Here is a 24,688-nt window from a genome sequence, read left to right as displayed (position 1 = left end):
CCATTCGACTTACTCAAAAGGAGCTTTTGCTTTCTCAAAAGAAGCTTTTACTTACTAAAAAGGAGCTTTTACTTTCTCATTTTGGTGTTTTCCGCAAAATCAGCTTTTACTTACTAAAAAGGAGCTTTTGCTTTCTCATTTTAGTGTTTTCCGCAAGCAAAATCAGCTTTTACTTACTCAATCCGCCTTCAGGTATTCTCATTTGAGTAATTCACGCATTCATTTTGGTATATCATTGAGCCGAAAGAAAAGCGATCGCTCTCCTCCGTAATCATGTGCGTGGCTCTGGAAGGCGTGTTTACATCGTTGACATGAAAGCCCGAATTGAATCTCTGAATCGCTTTATATTATCCGATGTTATGGTTACTTGCGATCAACGAGATCAAGAAACGCCAGGTTATAAAAAGATTTCCCTGTTTAATTGTCGAAGTTTTATCTAATTCTACTGAAGCCTTTGACCAGGGCGACAAATCTGCCGATTATCAAACACTCGAAAGTCTGCAAGAGTATGTTTTAATTAATACAAAACGTTAGCGATTCGAGTGTTTTCGACGCAATGAGCAAGGGCTGTGGGTTTTACAATCCTACACATCAGAACATCAATCATTTCGACTCAACAGCGTGGATTTTGAGGAAACAATGGCAGCACTCTACGAAGATGTAGTTTTTGAATAATCAATTATAATGCGGTATTCTGCACAATGTTTAGTAAACTAAATATCTATGTAATGGCTTCAAGGCTTCCTAACCCGGCGGGGCATTGAGCAAAACAGACACAATTGATTGACTAAAAGTTATGGCGCTCATAGTTCAGAAATACGGTGGTACATCTGTCGGTTCAGTCGAACGGATTCAAGCTGTTGCACAGCGTGTTTATAAAACTGTTAAAGCTGGAAACTCTCTGGTAGTAGTGGTTTCGGCAATGGGCAAAACCACCGATGGACTCGTCAAACTAGCTAATGAAATTTCTTCCAATCCTAACCGCCGGGAAATGGATATGCTGCTTTCCACTGGCGAACAAGTAACGATCGCCTTACTCAGTATGGCATTGCAGGAACTCGGACAACCAGCAATTTCGATGACTGGCGCTCAGGTAGGAATTGTTACTGAAGCAGAACACAGCCGCGCTCGGATTTTGCATATTGAAACTACTCGCCTAACTCGCCACATAAATGAAGGAAAAGTAGTTGTAGTAGCTGGCTTCCAAGGCACATCTAGCGCCAAAGAGATGGAAATTACGACTTTGGGTCGTGGTGGTTCCGACACTTCGGCAGTGGCGATCGCAGCCGCATTACGAGCAAATTTTTGCGAAATTTATACAGACGTTCCAGGGATTTTAACTACAGATCCCCGCTTAGTTGCCGAAGCCCAGTTGATGGATTCGATTACCTGCAATGAAATGTTAGAATTAGCTAGCTTGGGTGCAAAAGTGTTGCATCCCCGTGCTGTGGAAATTGCCCGTAACTACGGTGTACCCCTTGTGGTTAGGTCTAGCTGGACGGATCACCCCGGTACTTGGGTAACATCAGCCATACCCCAAGGGCGATCGCTGATCAATCTAGAAATTGCCTGTCCAGTTGATCATGTAGAATTTGACATTGACCAAGCAAAGGTGGCTTTGTTACGCGTACCCGACAAACCAGGCGTGGCAGCAAGGTTATTTGGCGAAATTTCTCGGCAAAAAGTAGACGTAGATTTGATTATTCAGTCAATTCATGAAGGTAACAGTAATGACATTGCCTTTACGGTTACCACACCAATATTAAAACGGGCAGAAGCAGTAACAGCAGCGATCGCCCCAGCACTCAGGAGTCAATCTAACCCCAAATTTGACGAAGCCGAGGTAATGGTAAAAAATAACATTGCCAAAGTCAGCATTGCAGGCGCAGGAATGATTGGACGTCCTGGTGTAGCTGCAAAAATGTTTGCCACCCTAGCAGAAGCAGGCGTGAACATCCAGATGATTTCCACCAGCGAAGTGAAAGTAAGTTGCGTAGTAAATGCAGCCGAATGCGATCGCGCCGTCAGCGCACTCCGCAGCGCCTTTGAGATCGAAGCAAAGAGCAAGGGAGAACTCCTAACTCCTAACTCTTGTAGAGACGCGATTAATCGCGTCTCTACTCCTCACTCCTCCCCCACTCCTCCCGTTCGCGGCGTCGCCCTCGATTTGAACCAAGCGCGTCTTGCTATTCGCCAATTGCCAGATCAGCCAGGGATGGCGGCGAAGCTGTTTGGACTATTAGCGCAGCATAATATCAGCGTTGATATGATTATCCAATCTCAACGTTGTCGGGTGATTGATGGTGTTCCCAGGCGGGATATTGCCTTTACAGTCTCACGGATGGATGGGGAAAGTGCAAAAGAAATGCTTACCCAAGTAGCAGCAGAATTAGGATGGGGTGAAGTTGTTTTAGATAGTGCGATCGCTAAGGTAAGTATTGTTGGTGCAGGTATGGTAGGACAACCAGGTGTTGCCGCTAAAATGTTTGAAGCGCTAGCCCAAGAACAAATCAATATTCAAATGATTGCCACCTCAGAAATAAAAATTAGCTGTGTCGTGGCACAAGAGCAAGGTGTTAAGGCTTTGCAAGCCATTCATGCAGCCTTTGAACTGGCTGGTAGCGATAAATTTGTAGTGCCAGCGTAAAACCTGACTCTAACTCCCTCTTTGCTGTGGATACGGAAACTATTTTCTGCTTGCAATGGCATAACATCGACCTGTATTGTTAACGTGAGTTTGATAGATTTGGTCTGACTTTTGACTTTTGAATGAGTGACTTTTGACTTCCCCGAAGGGGGAGGGGCTTAAAAAGCTTATTTTTTCGTTGTTCCTCCCTCTCTTTGTAGCTATCCATTACCCGGATCTTTCTTAACATTTGTCAGAGCAATTGCTCACCAAATGCCGAAGCCTTAAAGCTACGTTGTCTATTCTCAATAAAAGTGAGTTTTTATCGAGAACAATAAGGACTAATTTGTCAAGCTAGCAAGAAAATCTAAGCATTGTGAGCCTTATAAAACAATAGTTTCAAGATTATTAAGAAAGATGTGACTAATGGATAGCTATTTGTAAGAGGGGAGGCTAGTACCGCAAGGCGGAAATAAACAACCCATTTCAAATCAACGAAATGTTTACGCTGTATTTTTTTTGACTTTTGACTTTTGACTTACCCCTTGCGGTACTAGATGGGAGAGGTTCGTCGAACTAACGTTGTTCTGGTAAGCAGATTGTAGAGACACGCCGTAGCAGTCTACGCATTTATCTCATTTTTAATTTTTAACATTAATAACACGTAAGCTATAATCGAACAATTTATAAGACTATATTTATATTGATGAATAGTGATTTACTAGATGGACGTTATCGAATACTAAAACTTCTCAACGATGGGGAAAAGGGGAAAACCTATCTAGTTGAAGATGTTATTCTTCCTGGCAGCAAATTTATAGTAAAGCAGTTATGTCCTCCTAGTAACAATCCTCAAACTTTAACAATCCTACGCCGTTTATTTGCTAGTAAGGCAGCAACTTTAGAAAAACTAGGACAGGAAAACGATAAAATTCAAAAGCTAATTGCTTTTTTTGAAGAAAATCAAGAATTATATATAGTCCAAGAATTCATCCCCGGCAATCCTTTAACTGACGAAATTATCCAGGGACAACCTCTGAGGGAAGACCAAGTTATTACTGTTTTATCAGAAATATTAGAAATTTTAGCGATTGTACATAGCTATGGCGTAATTCATCGGGATATTAAACCAGCAAATATTATTCGCCGGGAATCAGATAAAAAGTTAGTTTTGGTTAATTTTGGTACTTTTAATGAAGCTATCACTAATACCGTTGACAGTCTCGAATATATGCCGATTGAACAAGTTAACGGCAACCTCAAATACAACAGTGATATATATGCTTTAGGTATTATTGCGATCGCAGTACTTATAGGTTTACCTGCAAACGAAATATCTAATTTCCGAGGTCATAAAAATCGGTTGACAGGTGAAATAGTTTGGCGTCACAAAAATCTAAAAGTTAACAAAAAATTAGCAAAAATTCTTAATAAAATGGTGCGTTTTGACTATCGTAAGCGCTACCATTCTGCAACCGAAGTTTTAGACGATCTGAAAAAATTAACAAATCTTGAGCCAGATCAGCAAAAACAGCATCAGAAAAAATTATTACTAGTTCTGACGGGAATAGCTGGTTGTATCATACTTGGTGTAGGGGCATGGCAATTGAGGTCGCCAAAGCCTGTAAGTGATGCTCAACAAAAATTATATCAAGAGGGAGTAAATAAATATGACACAGGAAACTATGAAGGAGCAATTGAAGATTTCAATCAGGTTATTCAATTAGATCCACAAAACGCTTTAGCTTATAACAGGCGAGGCGATGCTTATTATCGATTAGGAGACTACGAGCAAGCACAAGCAGACTCTAGCCAAGCCCTTTTGCTTAATCCTCAAGATGCTAATGCCTATTTTGACCGAGGATTTGCTTTTTCTGAATTAGGCAAGTACAAAGAAGCGATCGCTGACTATACCCAAGCGATTAAGTTAAATTCTAAGAATGCATACGCTTACTATGGCCGGGGGTTAGCCCGTGCTCAACTGAAAGATAATAAAGGAGCAATTGGAGATTTTAGCAAAGCGATCGCTTTCAAGCCTCAGCATACCGAAGCTTACTTGCAACGAGGGATTCTCCGCCGTCACCTCAGACAAAGACTTGAAGCAATCCAAGATTTTGATACAGTAATTAAAATTAATCCTAGTGATGCCAAAGCTTATTATCAAAGGGGTTTAACTCAATCTCTCAATAAACAAAAATATGCAGCACTTAAAGATTACACGGATGCAATTAACATCAATCCCAAATACATAGAAGCCTATCTTAATCGTGGTGATGTTTACAGTGATTTGGGAGATAAACTCGAAGCTACTGAAGATTACAATACTATTTTACAGATTGATCCTAAATTTATTGCAGCTTATATTCACAGAGGTATTCACCGCTTTTCTTTCGGAGATTATAAAGGTGGTATTGAAGATTACACTGAAGCGCTGAAACTAGATCCTAATAATATAGCAGCTTACAATAACCGTGGTAATGCCTATCTCGAACTGGGAAATAAAAAAGCTGCAAATCAGGATTATTCACGAGCGATCGCAATTAATCCTAACAATGCCTTAGCTTACTATAATCGGGGTGTGATTCGCACCAAGCAGAAAAATAAACAGGGAGCGATCGCAGATTTCAAAAAAGCTGCAAAACTATTCCAGCAGCAAGGGGAACAAGATAGTTATCAAGATGCACAGAGAGAAATTGCAATTCTGCAAAATAAGTCAGCACCAGCGCCAACTACTCGCCCTAAATCTGGGAAAAGAGAAAAAAATTGATCCCAATACGCTTGGTATTAGTGATATCTTGCCCCGGAAGCTTCCCCCAGTTAAGACAGCTTTTAAAACTGCTGCATCAGTACAGACAAGATATTGCCTCTGATGACACAAGTAAGTGGGCAGGAAGATTTACAAGTATGTAACAAAATGTAAAAATACTACATACCTTAAAAATAGGACTTACGCATTGACAAAAAATCTCACCCATGTGTATTAAGCAGCACAAATATTGGTGAGATTGTTCACAATGTACTCGCGCACCACTAAAGTGAATAAGTTCCTTTGCAATTCATACCAATTGGAAATTATGTTTTCAGAACGCATTTTTTCTAAACGAACAAATGCTTGAAGTGAACAAAATATGTGTGTTTTAATTGCATGGCTATCTCTAACCATGAATCGACAGATACCACATACTTGTTTGAGGGCTCTGTGAAAACTTTCAATTCTCCAATGAGTATCATGAATTGTCACAAATTCACCTCTGGTTAGTTGCTTGAGCATCTCCTCCAAAGGGAGATACAATATATAGTGTCTAGAGTCTTCTTTTTTGAAGTCTTTCCTAAACAACTTGATAAATCCAAATTCTCTCAGATGTGTGATTAACCCTTGTTCATGAATCTCTAAACTCCTTACCTGACAATATCCCAGTTCATTAGAAACAGTTCTGTTTTTCTCAACTCCAAATAGAAAACCCAATTTTTGGTTTCTTAAAAATTTTAGGTTTTCTACTCCAGAGTACCAACTATCTCCTGTCACTAGTATTGGCTTTACATCCCAACTAATCACCTCAATTAGCATCTCTCGAAAATAATCGTTCTTTGTTTTTCTCTCTTCTTTGTCGTATATTCTGTAATTTATTGGCGCTGAATTGCCATGTATGTCGCTGTAATACAGTGTTATCAAATTTAAACCTTTGATACTTTTATGATATTTACCCGACCAAAAATAACCTATTAATTCTGCATATTTAGGATTGCTATACAGTTTTTCTATTACTGTGTCATCAACACTTAAAATCCCTCCTGTCAGGTTGATAATAGTCTTTACCATCTCAAATAAATCTTTTGGTTCGTATCTCTCCCTTAACAAAAAACGGTTCACAGTATCATGTGAAACATCCCTTAATATTTCTGCCAACCTACTGCATCCCCCATGCTTCGGTTCTGATAACAGAAACAGGGTGTAGTGTTCCAGATTGCATTGTGCTGTTGAGGGTTTGCTGATTTCTCTAATTGCCCGATACCTGTTTTTTGACGACACTCATTTTTAACTGCATTATTTTACCACTCTGTCAATGCGTAAGTCCTAGAATCCAATTTCATCTGAGGATCTGGACAACCTTGATGGATTATGTTTCTGCCCAATGACGTTTCAGGAAAAAATCCCCAAAGCATTGGAATTGCGGACAATTATTGTCGGCAGACGTGTGCTGACGGCTGCGGTTGATTCTCAAGCTTTGGAGCAGGCGCGTTACGATTGGCGCAAACGGGGAATTGCCTTACTCGACACTTGGGAGTCATACACTCTGCCTCAAGATGTCGAAGAGAAACTGCTCAAACTCATGGCAGAATTTCGTTTGAACTACGGAGCTATTGATATTATTTTGACTCCTGATGGTCGGCATGTATTTCTTGAGGTTAACCCAGTTGGTGAGTTTTTCTGGTTAGAACGCTGTCCTGGCTTACCGATTTCTCAGGCGATCGCACAGGTTCTACACAATTAAAGCCAAAAACTGTTAGTTACCTTACCCTTCATACAAATGAGGGGTTTTCAAATCTGATAAACTTTCAATTACCCTGAAATAATCACAAATAAAGCAGCTTTAGCCTCTTCGTGCGAGATAATAAATATAAAATATGGCGATCGCAATCGATTTTGGTACTAGCAACACAGTCATTGCTCGTTGGAACCCTGTAACCCAGCAGCCAGAAACCCTGAATCTACCAGGTTTATCAATTAAACAAAGTCTCAATCCGCCACTGATTCCCAGTTTGGTTTATGTTGAAGACGCAACACAAAATAAAGTCTTAGTAGGGCAGCAAGTACGTGATCGCGGTCTTGACCTTAAGGGCGAAACTAGATTTTTCCGCAGCTTCAAGCGGGGGATCGGCGCAGATATCCAAGGTTTCTTACCCGAACTAGATGGGCAAATTGTCACCTTTGAACAAGTAGGGCAATGGTTCCTCACCCAGGTGATTGAACAACTAGCGCCTCTGCAAGGTGGGTTAGATTCTCTGGTGTTAACTGTACCCGTAGACAGTTTTGAAGCCTATCGTCACTGGCTGGGAAAAGTTTGTCTAGCCCTTCCCGTCGAACAGGTGCGAATGCTGGATGAACCCACAGCCGCCGCCTTGGGTTATGGTTTGGCAGATCAAGAAATTCTCTTAGTGATTGACTTTGGTGGCGGTACTTTAGATTTATCCCTTGTACGATTGGATCAAGGTGTACAAGCAACTACAAAACCGCTGGGATTTATCCTCAAGTGGGGTAATAAGTCCTTGGCTGAAGATTCAAAACAAAAAGTCAAAACTGCCCGTGTCCTAGCGAAAGCTGGGCAAAATTTGGGCGGGACTGATATTGATAATTGGTTAGTAGATTACTTTGCCAAAACTCAAGAACTGAAGATAAGTCCCTTGACAACACGATTGGCAGAACGGGTGAAAATTCAGCTATCAACCCAAAACCAAGCAAGTGAAGTTTACTTTGATGATGAGACATTTGAAAGCTATGAACTGGAACTAAACCGCGACACTTTTGAAAATGTCCTCAAAGAACACGCATTTTTTGAGTTATTGGATGAGTCGATGACGACACTATTGCAGCAAGCAAAACGCCAAGGGATAGAACTTCCAGATATTAATGCAGTTTTGTTAGTTGGTGGGACAGTGCAATTACCGGCAGTGCAGACATGGATAAAACAGTATTTTGAACTAGAAAAAATCCGTTGCGAACGTCCGTTTGAAGCGATCGCTCAAGGTGCATTACAGCTAGCTCAAGGGATACAAATTAAAGACTTTCTATATCATAGTTATGGTATTCGCTACTGGGATCGCCGCAATCAGCGTCACAAATGGCATTCTTTAATTAAAGCGGGACTTGCATATCCAATGAGTCAGCCAGTGGAATTAGTCTTAGGCGCTTCTTTAGAAAATCAGCCTAGTATTGAATTAATTATCGGAGAATTGGGAGCAGATACAGGCAATACCGAAGTTTATTTTGATGGCGATCGCTTGATTACTCGCCGTCTAGACAGTAGCGAAACCAGCGTCAAACCCCTCAACGATCAAGAAGGTGCCAGGACAATTGCCCAACTGACACCAGCTGGATATCCTGGGAGCGATCGCATCAAAATTTTCTTTCAAGTTGATGAGCAAGGCTTTTTACGAATCACTGTTGAAGATTTGTTAACGAATGATATGCTTTTGGAGAATCAACTCGTGGCACAGTTGAGTTAAATTAATGGGCTTTTAACTATAGCGGTTCTCGAATGGAAGCAATACACAATAAGGGCACAGCATTGTTCATGCGTGTCAACTTACAGTAGAATTCAAGTATTTGAACCAGATCTGTCGTACAGGCGCAGCAATGCTGTGCCCGTAGAGCGTGGTCTATTTACCTGAAAATAGCTGTAAGCTACAACCCTCGTAAAATCTTGTTTCCAGTCTCTGGCTGGAAATGCATATCCTAGCGGCAGAACTGCAAGGAAAAGAAGGTGCGAGGACAATTGCCCAACTAACACCAACCGGACATCCGGGAAGCGATCGCATCAAAATTCTTTTTCAAGTTGATGAGCAACGCTTTTTGCGAATCACCGTTGAAGACTTGTTAACGAATGATCCGCTTTTGGAGAATAAATTCGTGGCACAGTTGAGTTAGACTAATGCGCGTTTAACTATTTAAATAAAAGGATTTAAAAGTGGGATGCCACAGCCATCAAAATCGCGGATGTTGCGCGTTACTAAGGTCAAATTAGTTCGGAGAACCTCTGTTTAACTTCTGCAATTCTCCAGTTCATTCTCCTACCTCTTTTATTCATAATCATGTCTATTATAGACACAATTTATGTCTATAATTTGGTTTCCGCCAGAGAGCAATGTCGCAGTATATACGGACAGGCGCTTTCACGGAGTGTAACGCACCTGTCCATACATCAAGGTAAGAATTGCAATTATTTCCGCACGACTACCAAAGTTCCCATTGAAGCCCAGTTGTAAAGATTGCGAGCTTGCTTAACAGGTAAATTTACGCAACCATGGCTGACTGGAATCCCAAAACGGTTATGCCAGTAAGCACCATGAATGGCATAGCCTCTGTAGAAATACATTGTGTAAGGAACGTCAGGAATGTTGTAACCACTGCCTCGCATTCGGTGAGTGCGATACTTAGAATTAATCCGAAATCTACCTATGGGTGTGGGGGTCGATCGCTTACCTCCAGAAATGCGGTATGAATAAACAAGTTTATTACCTTTCCATGCACGTAAGCGTTGCTCTGACAGGTCAATTTCAATCCAGCGAAGTTGGGATGTTTGCCTGATATTATTAAATACATTGATGCTGTTTTCATCAACTGACGTGGCTGTTGCTGTAGTCGAGTTGGGTGTACCTACTAAAGGTGATGACCAAGAGAATAAAGTCACCATCATCAGCGCCACGCCTGTACAAAAAGTTCCTGAAGAACGAATCCCACCACTGCGAATCCAGGTTTGCATTATGCTTCATCTTCTAAACTACGCAAAAATCATGAAGTGAAGTAGTTTTCTGGAGAACTACAAATTTCCAGAGTGACTTCTAGCTTCCTGTAGAGGATTTACGCAATTCATCCACTAATGCTTCTCAAGACAAGTCCTAAGCTAATCTGCATCCAATTTGCACATTTGTCATTTGTGCTTTGTTATTCACTAAGGAACACAGATTAAATAAAGAGCAACTTTCGTAGTGTTACGGCTTTGGTAACGCACCGAAAATATTGGGATGGTGCATTAGCCAAGAGCATAACCTGACAATTCAGATTATGTGGAAAAGTCCACAAAAAACCTAACCCCCTAACCCCCTAACCCCCTTCCCGACGCTCTAAGGGGGAAAATTCAAAATCTCTCTCCTTTTAGGAGAGAGAAATAGAAGTGAGGTTTTCCAGATGCCGTGAAAAGCCAAGAGCATAACGCACCCTACGAAACAGAAGTTTTGCATTTTGTTTAATCCATATTCCTAATGACTAATTACAAAGGACAAACTTTACAAAAAATCTGTCATTTAAATGTCTAAATACAAACTTTCCCCAAATTCATATTTGCATTTGTAATTTCACACAGGAATTGTCAGGATTTACGCTTATTTTTTTGGGCAAATTGTTGAATGCCCTTTTTTATATCTTATTTCAAGTTCAGTAATTCCGACTCCGAAGATTCCCAGCAAGATTTTATGCTGGGAATTACTTAATTGTCTTAATTTGTTGTTATTTATGATTATTTTACATGGTGTAAATAAGCAGCCATTGAAAAGCCCTAAAGAGCTTATTGCATAATACTTTTGACTTTTGACTTTTGACTTCCGTCTTGCGGTACTAGCTGCTTCACTTACTATTTATGGATAACTACTGGTGTACCCACTGATGCCCACTCAAATAGCCATTTAGCATGTTTAGGTGCAAGATTCACACAGCCATGGCTCACTGGAGTACCAAAACTTTTATGCCAATAAGCTCCGTGAATAGCGTAACTACCTTGGTAAAACATCGCATAAGGAACGTTAGGAACATTGTAGTTTTCTCCCTGCATTTGTGTAGTTTTGAACTTGGATTGAATTTTAAAAGTACCAACAAGAGTAGGAGTAGCTTTTTTGCCAGAGGAGATAGCACTTCCATAAACCACTCTGTCACCTTGCCAAGCTATTAATCGTTGCTTTGAAAGATTAATTTGAATCCAGCGCTGATCCGATTGTTGTAATGTCTGGATTGTTTGTGCAATCACTTGATCTTTGGAATTCGCCCAAACTTCACTCGTTCCAGTAGTAGTAAAAACACTTAAAGACAGTGCCGTACCAGTGAGGAGTATTTGTAAGCAACGCACCCAGCCAGGAGAAATCAGTCTTTTCATTTTAGATACACTCACACTCAAATTATGGGGTCTTGGGAAAGTTATCAGTTTTTACTTTTATTTCCCTATCTATTACTTTAATAGACGTGAATTTTTGATGATTTGATTCTAAGTTAAGCTAACTGTCGCATCAGTTTTCTTGCCCCAGATGCGATCGCTTCCCAATTTCCCTCTGTGACAAGCTTTTTGGGAAATAATTCACCGCTCAAACCTACAGCTATCGCTCCCGCTTGTAAAAATTCTTTGGCATTTTCCAGAGTGACGCCGCCAGTAGGAATTAAGGGAATCTGACCCAGTGGCCCTTGCAAACTTTTGATATAATCAGCCCCTCCCACTACTTGCACAGGAAACACTTTTACACAACTAGCGCCCTGACTCCAGGCGGTAACAATTTCTGTAGGAGTCAGCGCTCCTGGTATAATGGGCACATTTTTTTCTATCGCTGCTTGAATCATTGCCGGATCAACGTGGGGTGTAAAGAGGAATTGCGCCCCAGATGCGATCGCTTCTTCTAGCTGCTGCACATTGAATAACGTACCAGTACCAATGGTACAGGCTGGTAATTCTGAGCGTAGTTGACTGATTAATTCCCCAGCGCGATCGCTATTCCAGGTAATCTCAATTAACTGCATTCCCCCTGATGCTACAGCCATTGCCATTTGCTGTCCCACTTCGATTTGAGAAGCGCGGATAACTGCGATCGCTCGGTGTTTTTGCAATTGTGATAACCAAATTTGATTAGGCATTTTGACTGAGATTGGGGACTGGGGACTATAAGCTGGGAACTAGAGAATAGTTTTTACTCTAGTAAATACCCAATTTTCAATACTAATACCCAGTACGTAATACCCAATACTTCTCTTCTTAGGCTGCGCCAACGGCTCCCAACTCTTGGAGAGGCTGCGCCAACGAGTCTGTCTGCGACACGCTGTTCACGTTTGAGCGTCACAGGCCATCGTCTCCATCGCCTGATTTTGCTTCCTTTACATTACTTTAGAGACAGTCTTTGAAAACTCAGCTTAATTCTTCTAGTAGAGGAGAGAGCTAATTAAAAATGCATATACTGCAATTACCAAGCAATAGTTTGATAAGCTCCTGGTTAAAGACCTACTAGGAGCTTTTTTTAATTGATTATCTACCTCAATGGGCGCATATATCAAAAAACCTAGTAGCAATTAAACTATTCCTTATGAATATTCATAATTAATTCTGATGATAGATGGAATCAAAAGATTAAGATTGCTAATATTTGCTTGTGAGCAAAAAACATTTAGCTAATTAAAAACAATGAATATTCTTGCTTGGATTGTTTTAGGTCTAATTGCTGGTGCGATCGCTAAAGCTATTTACCCAGGTCATCAAGGTGGCGGAATTCTGGGAACAATATTACTAGGAATCATCGGTGCTTTTGTTGGTGGTAGTTTAGGTATATTTTTCACTACAGGAACGTTAACTTTAGCAGCCCCTGGTCTTAGCATTCCTGGTATTGCAGTAGCAGTTCTTGGTGCAATTGTCGCAGTTTTCTTGTGGAATTTAATAACCAATCGCAGTGCTGTATAAAAACAAAATTGCGAACAATCAGCTAGAAAAATTTAGGGAATTCATTTAACTATTTTTATCTGTGAATTAAATCAAAAAATAGCGCCAGCCTAATGACAGGCTAGCGCTATTTTTTAATTATTGATAAATAAAATAATAATTGCTAGGAATCTAATGCCGTGCGATCGCTGCAAAATAAACCCTGTCCGTATAGTTGAATTATATACGTAATAAAAATCACTATCCCTCTGCCTCAGAGAGAAATGCACCACACTCTGAACATAAATTAATTAACAGTAAAGTTACCTCTGATTTAAATAAGTATAAATACGTGAAAATCTACAGGTTTGATGAAATTTTCAAGAAGTTGCACTGGTCGCTATACACAAACCGACAATGTTTAGTTAAGCTGTAAACGCTATGATTGAGCTTTATTGAACGCCTTATGCATTGGTTGTTATCTGGGCCGTTGAGTATAGAGAAATTGACGGTTAACATTGCAGGTTTGCCTGCATCGTTACAAGGTAAGAAGCTGGTGCAGTTGTCAGATTTTCACTACGATGGTTTGCGGCTGTCGGAAGACATGTTAGAAAAAGCGATCGCAGTTACTAACGAAGCTGAACCAGATTTAATTCTATTAACTGGTGACTACGTAACTGACGATCCGACGCCGATTCACCAGCTGGTACTTCGACTCAAACATCTGCAAAGTCGCAGTGGTATCTATGCTGTTCTTGGCAATCACGATATATGTTACAGACACGCAAAAGCAGAAATTACACAGGCGTTAACTAGCATTGAAATTCACGTCCTTTGGAACGAAATTGCCTATCCACTAGGAAAAGAATTGCCACTTGTAGGACTGGCTGATAGTTGGTCACGGGAATTCCACCCTCCACTAGTCATGAATCAACTAAACCCCGATACACCCTGCATCGTTTTATCTCACAACCCAGATACTGCGGAGATACTGCAAGCATGGCGAATTGATTTACAATTATCTGGTCATACTCACGGTGGTCAAATTGTGATTCCCGGAATTGGCCCTGCGGCGTTGTTTTACGAAAAGCTTGTAGAAAAAATACCCAAAAAAGTGCGGCGTCGAGTTCCATTTTTGGAAGTAAATGTTTCTGTAGTCAGCCATTGGGAATGGGTACAGGGTTTGCATCGGGTAGGAAAAAATCAGCTATATGTCAATCGTGGTTTGGGAACTTACCTCCCAGGACGCATATTTTGCCGCCCAGAAGTTACTATAATCACCCTACAAGCTGAATGAGAAGGCAGGGGGTGGTCACTGAGCGGCCGGTGAGCGCACTTGTACTGAGCGCAGCCGTAAAGCCTGCGGCATAGCTTCTCTGCGAGAGGCTGCGCCAACGCTTAAGGCGCAGCCTCTCGCAGAGAAGTAGTCAAACCATGCTGTTCGCGCAGCGTCTCGTAGAGAAGTGCAGGAGAAAAACCCTATAACCAAATTCAGGGATTTCAAATAAATTAATTAGTTAATTGTATCTGGAGTATGTGACATAAATTCTTGCAGTTTCTCAAGTTACATTTTGATTTTTGGTAAGCTGTAAGCGCTGGTATGAGGAGTATCGGTTGCCTTATGCATTGGTTGTTTACAGGACATTTAAGAGTAGATAAAATAACGGTTAAGATTGCGGAACTTCCAGCATCTTTACAAGGTACAACGCTAGTGCAGTTGTCAGATTTTCACTATGATGGTTTGCGGCTGTCGGAAGATATGTTAGAAAAAGCGATCGCACTTACTAACGAAGCTGAACCGGATTTAATTCTATTAACTGGTGACTACGTAACAGACGATCCGACGCCAATTCACCAATTGGTGCTTCGACTCAAACATCTGCAAAGTCGCTGTGGTATCTACGCCGTACTTGGTAATCACGATATCTATTACAGCCACTCTAAAACAGAAGTTACACAGGCGTTAACTAGCATTGGGGTGCATGTGCTTTGGAATGAAATCGCCTATCCACTAGGAAAAGAATTACCATTGGTAGGACTAGCTGATTATTGGTCACGGGAATTCCACCCCGCACCAGTCATGAATCAACTAGACTCCGTTACACCCCGCATCGTTTTATCCCATAACCCAGATACAGCCAAGATATTGCAACAATGGCGCGTAGATTTGCAACTATCTGGTCATACCCACGGCGGTCACATCGTAATTCCGGGCATTGGCCCTGTAGTACTTTATTATAAAAAACTACTCAAACAAATACCAAAAAAATTACGCCGTTGGGTAACATTTTTCCTGGGAGACTGTTCTAAAGTAGTGCGATATTGGGAGTGGGCGCAAGGGTTTCACAAGGTGAAAGAAAATCAACTATATGTCAATCGTGGTTTAGGAACTTATAGACCAGGACGCCTATTTTGTCCGCCAGAAGTGACTGTAATTACCTTAACTAGTCGTTAGCAATTCTGAACTTTTTAGCTAACTCAAAGCAGAAACCGCCTGAAGCTACGATGGATAAATATCAGTAGCTTGGGGCGGTTTCTTGAAGATTAGAGAATTTCAGAAGTAACCAATTTAAACTTTGGTGGACAGTATTGGCGATTGCTCTATGAATCAATTGCACATCCTTATATTCCAACTAGGCAGGCATTTTCTGGCTGTGCGTTCTAAAACCTCCAAAACAACTCATTGAACTTAAGGCAAAAACACATTCAATGGATGCCACAACTATCAGAGCGATCGCAAGAACATTAGAGCAGGAGGCACAGGCTCTAACTTGAAAGTTTTTGTTTAACTTTTAACCGATTTGTACCTTACTCTTAATCTAGCCTATGTTTATTCAGCTACACTACATCTTTACTAAAGTTAAATACCATTCATTTATCGCAACAATTCCGAAATATTGATTAAAAAATTGTCCCACTTGTTAGATGTTGGCGTTAATGCCAGCATTATCAAGTGGGTTGAAAGTTCAGAAGCTATTATTGACTAGAACCGCCTGTAGTAGTATCACCTGCGGTAGAAGAACCGCTATTAGATGTACTGTTTGACTTGTCTACTCCTTGAGGTGGAGTGGTTTGAGTGGTGTCACTTTTCGTACCTGGAGCGACAGTCTTAGTAGAAGTATCGCCCTTGTTCTGCGAAGTCGGAGTAATGCTAGTTGGACTCGTCACTGGACTTTGTGTGGCTTTGGGGGTTGGCTGGGTTGCAGAAGGTGCTTTTTGTGCGGCAGGCTGCTGGGGTGGAATAGTAATGTTAATATCCGGTTGGCGAGGTGCAGATGGAGGTATAACCTGCTGTTGTGGAACAGGAACAACAACAGGTACTTCCCTAGTTCTTTCGATTATCCTCGTTTGTGGTTGAGGAGATGCACTAGGGGTTGGACTACTCTTACTCGGTACAGGAACCACGACTGGCGCAGGATTGTTAACAGCTGCGTTATTCTGCTGGTTGAAGTACCAGACCCCACCTATCACCAAACCAAGCAGGGAAGTAATGATAATACCCAACAGCAAACCACCACTAGCATTGTTATTGTCACGCTCGGCTAAATCAGCTTGCTGATTGCTACGCTCAGTATTTCGACCTTGTACGTAACCGTTAGTGTAAGAGTTGGGATTAGCTGCGCTGTTCTTGACTGTTTCAGTGGTTCGCGTCAAGTCAGTGTGAGTATTGCCATTAGCATCAGTGTAAGATTCTTGCTTGAGTTCACTTTTTTTGCTTTCGGGTTCATTGGGAATAGACATAGCTGTTGATTTCACTCCTCGATATGATATTGACAAACTAAAGCTTTGTAAGAACAAGAGGTTTTAATGAGTTGAAAAACGTCTGTTGCTGATAAATATTGAGTTTTATTTGCTACCCAACTGTTGGTAATTATCAGCATAACCTCTGTGATCGGCAAGTGGCTCTATCTCTAGGGAGTTAATACTCAATCAAAAGAAAGACTATCCCAAAGATGGATGTTCTTACGCTGTGATCTGATGAGTTGATAAAAAACCTCGTAAGTAGATAAGGTAAAAAAATAACTTTATAAAAATAAGTAAATACGTATAATGTGTCTACCAAGGTAACAGGGATATGGGCAGCTGTTTAAGGGTATTTCTGACCAGAGTTCAAACCAGAGGAGAAAAGGGGAACTACAGTATGCTATGTATCAGATTTAACATTCTTTTTGCTTAACTATTTGTTACATAACTGTCTTTTTTTCCCGGCTTACTTAGTCAGTTTTTGCACTAATTAGATCACCTGAATGGGTGAGCAACAAATCAACCATTCAGGTGACCTGAGTGCAGGAAGTTGAAACTGAAAAAAAATAAGACTCTATTACTCAATAACACTAATTGCACTTTACTCTAACTAAGGATAACCTTATGAAATTCTCTACCTTGATAGATTCTGTACTCATTGTTGCTTCTATTGCTTTATTACCTGGAATCGGTGGTGCTCAAACAGCTACTAACAATAGTGGCGAACCTATAGCTATTAACTCTAACAATTTACTTACTCATTCTAGAAACGTCAGCTACCTCAAACCCTTTGAAGCTGCATTTCTAGCTTATCAAGGTAACCTAAAAGCACAGGGTATTCCTAGTGGTAGTGCTTTGGTATCTCAATACCAAACAGGAAGCCTGACTGCACTAGATGTGGTTAAGGCTGCTGTCAACGCTAAAAAATTACCAGCACAAGCTTTGTATGATACAAATTACCTAAACGCTGTCGAGTCGCAGCTGATATCATTCGGCGACACTAATAATTTGTCTTACTAAATACAACTTTGCAGAGGTTGATAACGGATTTATAAAATGCTGTACTATCATCTGATTGCTTTAACAAGAAAATGCGTCATCGGTCAGGAAAAGCTGCTATCTCCCCCTAATCACCATCGCATTACCAAAAATTATTTTAACCCCTTCAACCTTAGAGGGGTTTTTAGTTGGTGCTACATTGCTGCTTGCTCTAGCGTTGCCCCCCTTTCCCCAATGCACCTTTTCATATTTCTCTGAGAGAAAAGCGAGGGAAGCAAGCGCGATCGCCCTATGCACAGTAGTGCATTTGAAGCCTGGTATTACTTCTGGAATGCTTGTATAGCAATACTTTTAGCTAGCGTAGCTCTGGTGTCACGAACTATCAAATTACCCTGCTACCATCAAGGTGCGACACCGAATAGCTCGTCGTATCCCCACTCTTAAGCAACCTACGCGTGGCGTCTGGCAGAGAAGACATCGCTTTCACAGTGGCGTAGCCGATCACACTCTTGAAAAAAGGGTCAGGTAATAAATTATTTACTGTTCTATCAAATTAACGTTGTTAAGTAACTCAGTAGGTGTAGTTTTCACCTCCAGGCTGTGTTAGATATTGTGACATCAAACAGGAGTATAGATACGTTGCTAAAGCTTTCTCCAGAATCTCCTCTATTTATTCTGTTAATCATTATTAGCTTTCTAGTAGTAACTTTGTCAACTTGGTTATCATCTAAACCATTCATTTTAAAATCATTTGGACTTAATGATATTGTCCAGTTACTCACCTTAGAGTTATTTATTTCTTTGTTGTTAGAGCGTTCTTTAGAAGTTTTTATAACTACTTGGCGGGGGCCATTTGTCGAACAATTAGATATTAGTATTCAGCAAGAAAAGGCTCTAATATCTGAAAAGATAAAAAATATGGAAGTCCAACAGAAACAGTTTCCTTCTTTGGAATCAAATCAAATCAGTGGATTACCGCCTGAAGGAATGAGTTTAGAACAGCAAATTATCCAAAACTTTACACAAAACCAACAAGAATCATTACAAATGTTCAAACCACAAATGGATGATTTAAATGAAAAAGAGCGCCAAAGAACAGCTTATAAATCTGATACACGAACAATTGCTCTATGGACATCCCTTTTATTCGGTCTTTTAATGAGCGCAACAGGTATTCGATCAATCGAGCCACTTGTAGTTATTGATTTAGATAATCCAATTCAAGTAGTGATTTTCCGTTGTTTAGATGCATTGCTGACAGGAGGTTTAATTGCAGGAGGTAGCGAGGGAATTCATAAGCTCATAAAAGTTTTTATCGATTTTATGGAAGCTACATCCAAACAAATCAAAAATCAAGAATTATCTTGATTAAACGAAGCATTTTGCCTTCCCAAATACAGGATAATATTGTAAATATCCATGAAAATTACATTAGTAATATCTATTCTAGATATATAGGAGCATTCTCCCATAAATAATCTTTAATATCTACAAAACTTTTGTTTAAGTTGCTCAAATCTACCTCAAATAAAACCTTAATACCTTCAGTTTCCAACTTGCTTTTTTGTTGGCTTACATAACTTATCAAATAACCTTTAGAGTCTAATATTCTATGTACGGGATAATCCGCGATCGAGGTTTTTTTCAGATATGTAGGAATAGCTCTTAGATAGCTATTATCTACTCCCATGCCTTTGATTATCTGTTTATATGTAACTATTTTCCCACTTGGAATTTTGATGATAAAATTTAGGAATCGTTCATAGGGATTTTCAGATAATGCTGGAAATTTATTAGCTTGAACCCGAAAATTACTACCAACCTGGATTTCACCTGATTTAATCACTACGCCTAAAATTCCTCTTTTACCTTGGATGCTTTTTAATGATTCTACCAAGTGGGCTATTCGCTTACATGGTTCGCAGTGAAAAGTTAGACGAATTGCTGCACCACTTTCAAAGGTTAGCAGAGATCCAGGGATAAAATTATCAAATTCTATACCCATAATCACAATATTTTCTCGCAATTCTCCTGGATTAATTGATAAGTCTAAAATATCTTCATACCTAACAATTAAAACTTGCCTGGGACTTATAGGATCGGCATTAATATCTCCTTCTATCCCATAACCTATTTTTAAATTTAATGTTTTAAGCTCTACCATCGCAGAGCCTGATTTTATCTTGGTAAAAAGATGCATTATTGAGAGAGGCATATTCACTCAGCAGCACGATCAATTTCAACTTGAGGAGGTGAAATCAGATAAATCATTGGATTTACTAAGAATGAATAAACTTCCATCTCCTCCACGTCCAATTCTTAAGGTTTCATCTAAATAGGTAATGTCCAGTGTAGCAGTTCTGCTAGTAGGATTATTAGCTGGAACAACCTTAAATGCGTTGAGTTGAGGGGTATTTATGCCAACAATATTTTCAATCGATAGGTAGCGTTTGTCAAAATAAACGTTGAGACGTTTATTCGGTTGAGGCTCTAAATCTTCTTTGGCTAGCTCAAAGCTAGCTGTCACTTTGACATATCCTGATATTAGCCCCAGAGAATGTTTAACTTTAGCTAAATTGAAAAACGATTTATTTGCAACATCGATCACTTGATAAACTTTACCCAGCTTTAATCCCAATGGAAGAGAAATTAAAGAACGGATTTCTCTCGCAGTGGAGTATTGCAGTTGCCAAGCTCCCTCAAGCAAAGAAGTAGCATAGAGAAGAGGATAGATATTGGGATTGACACTCTCCAGTTCCGTCGTCAATTGTTCAATTTCTTCAGCTAAGGTTTTGTCTAACTTCAAATCGGTAACCGGAGATCCATCGCTCTTAGTTTGAATCTTCTCAAGCTTGTCTTGTAATTTTTCCTTAATTAAAAGTTGATTATTCAATGGTTGAAGATTTTCCTTTACATATTCTATTGCTTTAGTTCAACTTTTATGCACTTTTGGCATAAAAGTTGAATTATCTAGATAAGATTAGTCAATGAGTTGTGGGGTGGGAATATGCATATCAATATCTGCTTGGGATAAAGTAGGGAGCAACCAGCTGCTCTCACCTGCCTTGAATACTTTGGCAGGTTCAATATTCAATTCAATTGCACCAGTGGCTGGATTGATTCTAGCAATAGACTGTGTACCATCGACAAACTTGACGGCGATTGGTTGAGTCAGTTCTTGTGATTGAGCGTTCGGGCCTAGAACCACTTGAGAACCTGCGGGTAAGTAAATGCCATCGCAATCCCAATCATCATCTGTGATTGTTCCTGCGCCCAGGAAGTAGAGTTGGGTTGGAGATTTTTTTGGTTTATTAGCATAGACAGCCAACGTCTTTCCAGTTTCATTACGGCACTGCGCCCGTTTCCTAGCTGTTTCTATGACATTTTTCTGAAACTGCAATTGTGCTAGTCGCTGCTGGAATTGTTCAGGTGTATAGCCAGCTTGCTCAGGTGTATCCTTTACAGTTAAAAGTTGATTGAGCGCCTGAGTTACCTCAGCATAATCAGCCCCCTTAGTAAAATCCTTGCCTGCCCAAGAGGGTTGAGCAATTACCAGGTTCACTATCAACGCGAGAGCGACAAGAACAATTTTGAGAAACTGCATATTTTTCTCCTTTTTTTGAAATTAGTGTTCAGTGCCACTGAAACTTTAGCAGATTTCAAAACCTTGAAAATTGTGACTGGATCAGGAATTTTGATAGCGATCGCGATCGCACAAACAATAGCCATAAGATTAATAGTCCTACAAGCTCTCCCCAATGTCCAAATAACGCTTCAATTTTGACTGTACTGAAGCATAAATAGTAAACTTTAACTCCTAATTTAGATAAATTACACTTAGGTAAATGTTTGTTACTAGTGTTTGGTGAATTGTCGCACCAAATGTTAAGCAACAAGGGTATAATTACTGAGACTTAATTAGACTAGAAACTTAACTTGATTAAAAGTATCCATTTTAACCATACATTTACTGAATCTTAATTAAGTTTTTGGTAAACAAAACTTTTTGTACTGAGATTAATTATTTCAATTTGTATTAGGAATATGACTAAGATGCTCTCTCAAAATTAGGGTGTAAAGAAATGATTTCAGCAGGAGTCGAAGTAAAAATCAATCGCTTGGAATCTATTGTTGAGCAAATTGGAGAAGCAGTACTCTCTACAACTGAGACAATTGAGCGTCTTGCAGAAAGATTGGAGACTCTCAGTATCCAAGTCGAAGCACAGGGACAGCAGGTGCAACAGCAAGGCTATCAAATTGTCGCGTTGTGTGATGCTGTACAGACTCTTGCTGAATCTCAGCATGATTCACTGCAAAAACTCAACCAACTGACACAAACTGTAGATCGGTTTATGTCTTTAATTCAAGCATTAGATGACTAAAATAATTTGTAATGATGCTCTCTACGAGACGCTTTTGCTAGCTTCCTTCTCCCCAGGAGTACACGGACTCGCTACTGCTGCGCTAACGTAATTCGTAGTGACGCTCGTGACGCTCTCTGCGAGACGCGCAAGGGACGATGGATGACTCGCTCTAAGCGTTCGCGCAGCGTCTTGTAGAGAAGCCATGCCGTTGGCGCAGCCTCTCGTAGAGAAGGCTTTACGCTACGCTATCGCCTTTGGCGTCTCCCTTTGGAAGAAGACTCGCTAACTCTAATGTAATTCTTAATAGCCTAAAAACTGGTAACAATTAACTAGTAACTGTTAACTGAATGTTAAACCCTTAACTGAGTTACGGCGATATTGCCGGAAAAACATACATCCACATCGCTACCAGGAGTGCGATCGCGTTTGCTATATTCCCCTACATAATAAAAATCATCGCCGTCAATACGGTAGTTGACAGGCAAAGGTTTGATACAGGCTTGGCAAAACACCACCTTAGGATCTGGTTCTCCTGGTTGCAGATGCGGTAAGTTCACATTCCAGAAGCTTCCCGGTTCTAGGGGACGCTTGAGTAAGTCCGCTAAAACTTTGGCTGTGAATTTGGTGGCCAGATCCCAATCAAAATTCTGCTTGGCTTTGCGATACTGGGAAATGGCAACTCCGGGAATACCATGCATTGCTGCTTCCCGCACGGCGGCCACTGTGCCAGAAATGTAGGCATCGACTCCCAAGTTACCCCCAGCGTTGATACCTGAAAGGACAAATTTGACATCTGCATGAATTTGTGTTATGGCAATTCTCACACAATCAGCGGGAGTGCCTGCGATCGCATACTCAGTCTCAGAACGTCGCTGGAGATTGATAGCACGAGTGGTAGTAACTTGATGTCCACAGCCAGACTGATGATCAACAGGAGCAGCGATAATAGCATTTTTGCCGTTTACAGCTTTGAGCAGAGCTTGGATACCGGGGGCGTCAATGCCGTCGTCGTTAGTTAAAATTATGGTCATATATATATTATATTGATATAGATTTATAGGACTTATGCATAAAATATCCCCCAACCCCGTTAAAAAGGGGACTTTTCAGATCCTCCCTTTTAAGGGGTGCGGTCTTCTCCCATGCGTTAAAGCGTCTCGGAGAAAAGGGAAGACACCAAGGACAGGACGATAGCACAGCCTCTTCGACTTCTCTGCAAGTGGAGCAAGTGACGTAGGTTAGGAGGCAATACGCTTGAGTTAAGCTTTTATTCTCTCCCTCTGCCTCCCCTGCCTGCTTTAACAGATAAATTTCCTTAACCCAAGTGTATTGGGTTTGCAGGAATTGAGGTTTCAGGTTTTGAATGGGTAAGCCCTGATTTAGCTAAAATATCAGAAAAATACAGATATCACGCATCAATGGGTACAGCAGGAAAAGCTACTTGCAGATATGAAAAAATATTGCTTATCTACGACATTCCGCAAGGGCTGACCACTTTGGTAGCGTTTGAGATTATCGATAAACAGTTGTGCTATACGCTCTCTCAAGCGTGGTGAAAGGGCTGAATAATGGGGTGTGATAAAGGCGTTCGGCAATGACCACAAGGGACTTTCCGGCGGCAGAGGTTCGGTTGCAACCGTATCTAATCCAGCCCCCGCAATCCATCCCTCACGTAGTGCGGTAAGTAATGCAGTTTCATCTATTATTCCACCACGAGCAATATTAATTAGGTATGCAGATTGACGCATAGAGCGCAATGCAGTTTCATCGATCAAGCCTTTAGTTTCTGGAATCAGTGGTGTAGCAACTACTACATAGTCGGCTGCTGGCAGGAGCGATGCCTACGGCGGTAAACTACGCCATTCATTAGCACCCACAACCTTGTCAAAATTTGGTAGAGGTTCCGGATGGCGGCGACTACCCCAAACTTGAACTCCAAAGGCTTTGGCGCGGGATGCGATGCGATCGCTTGACCGATATTTCCTGTGCCGAGAATTAATAAAGTCGCGTCTGCCAACTCTTCAAGAAATACTCCTCTTACCCAAGTGTGTTCATCCTGCAAAGTTTGCAATTTCCGCAGATTCTTGGCGTGATAAAGCATGAATCCCAAGACAAATTCTGAAATCAGAATTGCGTGAACCCCTGCACCATTAGTGAGGATAATGCCCTTTTGTAAAAAAATTGGTGTGAGGATGTGATTCACGCCAGCACTCGGTGACTGTTGCCAACGCAGCTTGGGTGCTGCTGTCAGTACTTTGTCAAAGGTAGAGGTTTTCAGGTAAAATCCGTTGACATAAACTTCTGCATCACTGGCATCACCATCGAGATTGCCTTCACTATCCACCTCTACAACATCTATTTCCTACTAATACAAATGTTGATAATTATTTTGTATTATAGATAAAATCCCTAGAAACAAAAATGCTACCATAATATTTAACAATCCCTTTCAACACTAGAATATACTCAACTCTAACAATCCTAAATCATTCTTGAAAATCCCTCTTTATTCTCTCTGCGTTCTCTGCGTCTCTGTGGTTTGTTATAAAAAAATTATTTTCATAAATCATATA

18 protein-coding genes and 4 pseudogenes are annotated in these 24,688 nt (G+C 40.6%); 12 read left to right on the top strand and 10 right to left on the bottom strand.

The features are described 5' to 3' along the window. Window positions 1-257 precede the first annotated feature (257 nt). The 3 genes and pseudogenes from V7K48_RS22595 to V7K48_RS22585 form a co-directional block, all read left to right on the top strand. Window positions 258-675, top strand: a pseudogene (locus V7K48_RS22595) (Uma2 family endonuclease); the annotation flags it as partial. 121 nt (window positions 676-796) lie between these two features. After that, window positions 797-2,647 carry an aspartate kinase gene (locus tag V7K48_RS22590; protein WP_335075531.1) on the top strand — a complete coding sequence of 617 codons (1,851 nt, stop codon included), beginning with the start codon at window positions 797-799 and terminating at the stop codon, window positions 2,645-2,647. A gap of 685 nt (window positions 2,648-3,332) precedes the next feature. After that, window positions 3,333-5,393, top strand: a complete 2,061-nt coding sequence (locus V7K48_RS22585) for a tetratricopeptide repeat protein (protein WP_335075529.1) — start codon at window positions 3,333-3,335, stop codon at window positions 5,391-5,393. 213 nt (window positions 5,394-5,606) lie between these two features. On the opposite strand, the gene V7K48_RS22580 is transcribed toward V7K48_RS22585, so the two are convergent. Then, window positions 5,607-6,629 carry an IS701 family transposase gene (locus V7K48_RS22580; protein ID WP_442949458.1) on the bottom strand — a complete coding sequence of 341 codons (1,023 nt, stop codon included), beginning with the start codon at window positions 6,627-6,629 and terminating at the stop codon, window positions 5,607-5,609. Window positions 6,630-6,705: 76 nt separating this feature from the next. Between V7K48_RS22580 and V7K48_RS22575 the strand changes: the two are divergent. The 3 genes and pseudogenes from V7K48_RS22575 to V7K48_RS22565 form a co-directional block, all read left to right on the top strand. Then, window positions 6,706-7,119, top strand: a pseudogene (locus V7K48_RS22575) (MvdD family ATP-grasp ribosomal peptide maturase); the annotation flags it as partial. 133 nt (window positions 7,120-7,252) lie between these two features. Further along, entirely contained in the window at window positions 7,253-8,851 is a 1,599-nt protein-coding gene (locus V7K48_RS22570; RefSeq protein ID WP_335075527.1) for an Hsp70 family protein, read from the top strand. 241 nt (window positions 8,852-9,092) lie between these two features. After that, window positions 9,093-9,272 (top strand): annotated as a pseudogene (locus tag V7K48_RS22565) (Hsp70 family protein); the annotation flags it as partial. 292 nt (window positions 9,273-9,564) lie between these two features. Here the strand turns inward: V7K48_RS22565 and V7K48_RS22560 are convergent. The 3 genes from V7K48_RS22560 to V7K48_RS22550 form a co-directional block, all read right to left on the bottom strand. Then, complete coding sequence (locus V7K48_RS22560; protein ID WP_335075525.1) at window positions 9,565-10,107, bottom strand: L,D-transpeptidase; 543 nt, start codon at window positions 10,105-10,107, stop codon at window positions 9,565-9,567. Window positions 10,108-10,974: 867 nt separating this feature from the next. Continuing rightward, window positions 10,975-11,490 carry a L,D-transpeptidase gene (locus V7K48_RS22555; RefSeq protein WP_335075523.1) on the bottom strand — a complete coding sequence of 172 codons (516 nt, stop codon included), beginning with the start codon at window positions 11,488-11,490 and terminating at the stop codon, window positions 10,975-10,977. Window positions 11,491-11,603: 113 nt separating this feature from the next. Further along, window positions 11,604-12,236, bottom strand: a complete 633-nt coding sequence (locus V7K48_RS22550; RefSeq protein WP_335075521.1) for a bifunctional 4-hydroxy-2-oxoglutarate aldolase/2-dehydro-3-deoxy-phosphogluconate aldolase — start codon at window positions 12,234-12,236, stop codon at window positions 11,604-11,606. A 541-nt stretch (window positions 12,237-12,777) separates the two neighbouring features. Here V7K48_RS22550 and V7K48_RS22545 point away from each other — a divergent pair. From V7K48_RS22545 to V7K48_RS22535, 3 genes are all read left to right on the top strand, one after another. Then, window positions 12,778-13,050, top strand: a complete 273-nt coding sequence (locus tag V7K48_RS22545; protein WP_334973756.1) for a GlsB/YeaQ/YmgE family stress response membrane protein — start codon at window positions 12,778-12,780, stop codon at window positions 13,048-13,050. Window positions 13,051-13,474: 424 nt separating this feature from the next. Further along, entirely contained in the window at window positions 13,475-14,305 is an 831-nt protein-coding gene (locus V7K48_RS22540; RefSeq protein ID WP_335075519.1) for a metallophosphoesterase, read from the top strand. 324 nt (window positions 14,306-14,629) lie between these two features. Then, the gene (locus V7K48_RS22535; RefSeq protein ID WP_335075517.1) at window positions 14,630-15,463 is read left to right on the top strand and encodes a metallophosphoesterase; all 834 of its coding nucleotides are present in this window, start codon (window positions 14,630-14,632) and stop codon (window positions 15,461-15,463) included. Window positions 15,464-15,984: 521 nt separating this feature from the next. On the opposite strand, the gene V7K48_RS22530 is transcribed toward V7K48_RS22535, so the two are convergent. Continuing rightward, entirely contained in the window at window positions 15,985-16,749 is a 765-nt protein-coding gene (locus V7K48_RS22530; RefSeq protein ID WP_335075515.1) for a hypothetical protein, read from the bottom strand. Window positions 16,750-17,376: 627 nt separating this feature from the next. On the opposite strand from V7K48_RS22530, the gene V7K48_RS22525 reads away from it, so the two are divergent. After that, a complete protein-coding gene (locus tag V7K48_RS22525; RefSeq protein WP_335075513.1) occupies window positions 17,377-17,772 on the top strand; it encodes a hypothetical protein in 396 nt (131 codons plus the stop codon). A gap of 687 nt (window positions 17,773-18,459) precedes the next feature. Further along, on the top strand, window positions 18,460-19,119 hold the full coding sequence (locus V7K48_RS22520) for a hypothetical protein (protein WP_335075511.1): 660 nt from the start codon (window positions 18,460-18,462) through the stop codon (window positions 19,117-19,119). Window positions 19,120-19,192: 73 nt separating this feature from the next. Here the strand turns inward: V7K48_RS22520 and V7K48_RS22515 are convergent, their stop codons facing one another. The 3 genes from V7K48_RS22515 to V7K48_RS22505 form a co-directional block, all read right to left on the bottom strand. Further along, entirely contained in the window at window positions 19,193-19,915 is a 723-nt protein-coding gene (locus tag V7K48_RS22515; RefSeq protein WP_335075509.1) for an MGMT family protein, read from the bottom strand. Window positions 19,916-19,990: 75 nt separating this feature from the next. Continuing rightward, the gene (locus tag V7K48_RS22510) at window positions 19,991-20,644 is read right to left on the bottom strand and encodes a PAP/fibrillin family protein (protein ID WP_335075507.1); all 654 of its coding nucleotides are present in this window, start codon (window positions 20,642-20,644) and stop codon (window positions 19,991-19,993) included. A gap of 87 nt (window positions 20,645-20,731) precedes the next feature. After that, a complete protein-coding gene (locus V7K48_RS22505; RefSeq protein ID WP_335075505.1) occupies window positions 20,732-21,355 on the bottom strand; it encodes a hypothetical protein in 624 nt (207 codons plus the stop codon). 478 nt (window positions 21,356-21,833) lie between these two features. On the opposite strand from V7K48_RS22505, the gene V7K48_RS22500 reads away from it, so the two are divergent. Next, window positions 21,834-22,133 (top strand): hypothetical protein, encoded by a 300-nt coding sequence (locus V7K48_RS22500; protein ID WP_334973779.1) that lies wholly within the window; start codon window positions 21,834-21,836, stop codon window positions 22,131-22,133. A 332-nt stretch (window positions 22,134-22,465) separates the two neighbouring features. Here V7K48_RS22500 and surE read toward each other — a convergent pair whose 3' ends face one another. Together surE and V7K48_RS22490 are read right to left on the bottom strand one after the other, a co-directional pair. Continuing rightward, on the bottom strand, window positions 22,466-23,146 hold the full coding sequence (gene surE / locus V7K48_RS22495; RefSeq protein WP_335075503.1) for a 5'/3'-nucleotidase SurE: 681 nt from the start codon (window positions 23,144-23,146) through the stop codon (window positions 22,466-22,468). Window positions 23,147-23,530: 384 nt separating this feature from the next. Continuing rightward, window positions 23,531-24,474 (bottom strand): annotated as a pseudogene (locus tag V7K48_RS22490) (D-2-hydroxyacid dehydrogenase). Between the last annotated feature and the right edge of the window lie 214 nt (window positions 24,475-24,688).

The sequence above is a fragment of the Nostoc sp. genome, assembly GCF_036919615.1.
Taxonomy (GTDB): domain Bacteria; phylum Cyanobacteriota; class Cyanobacteriia; order Cyanobacteriales; family Nostocaceae; genus Nostoc.
Note: the sequence above shows the minus strand (reverse complement) of the source record. Positions and strands in the feature narration are given on the sequence as shown.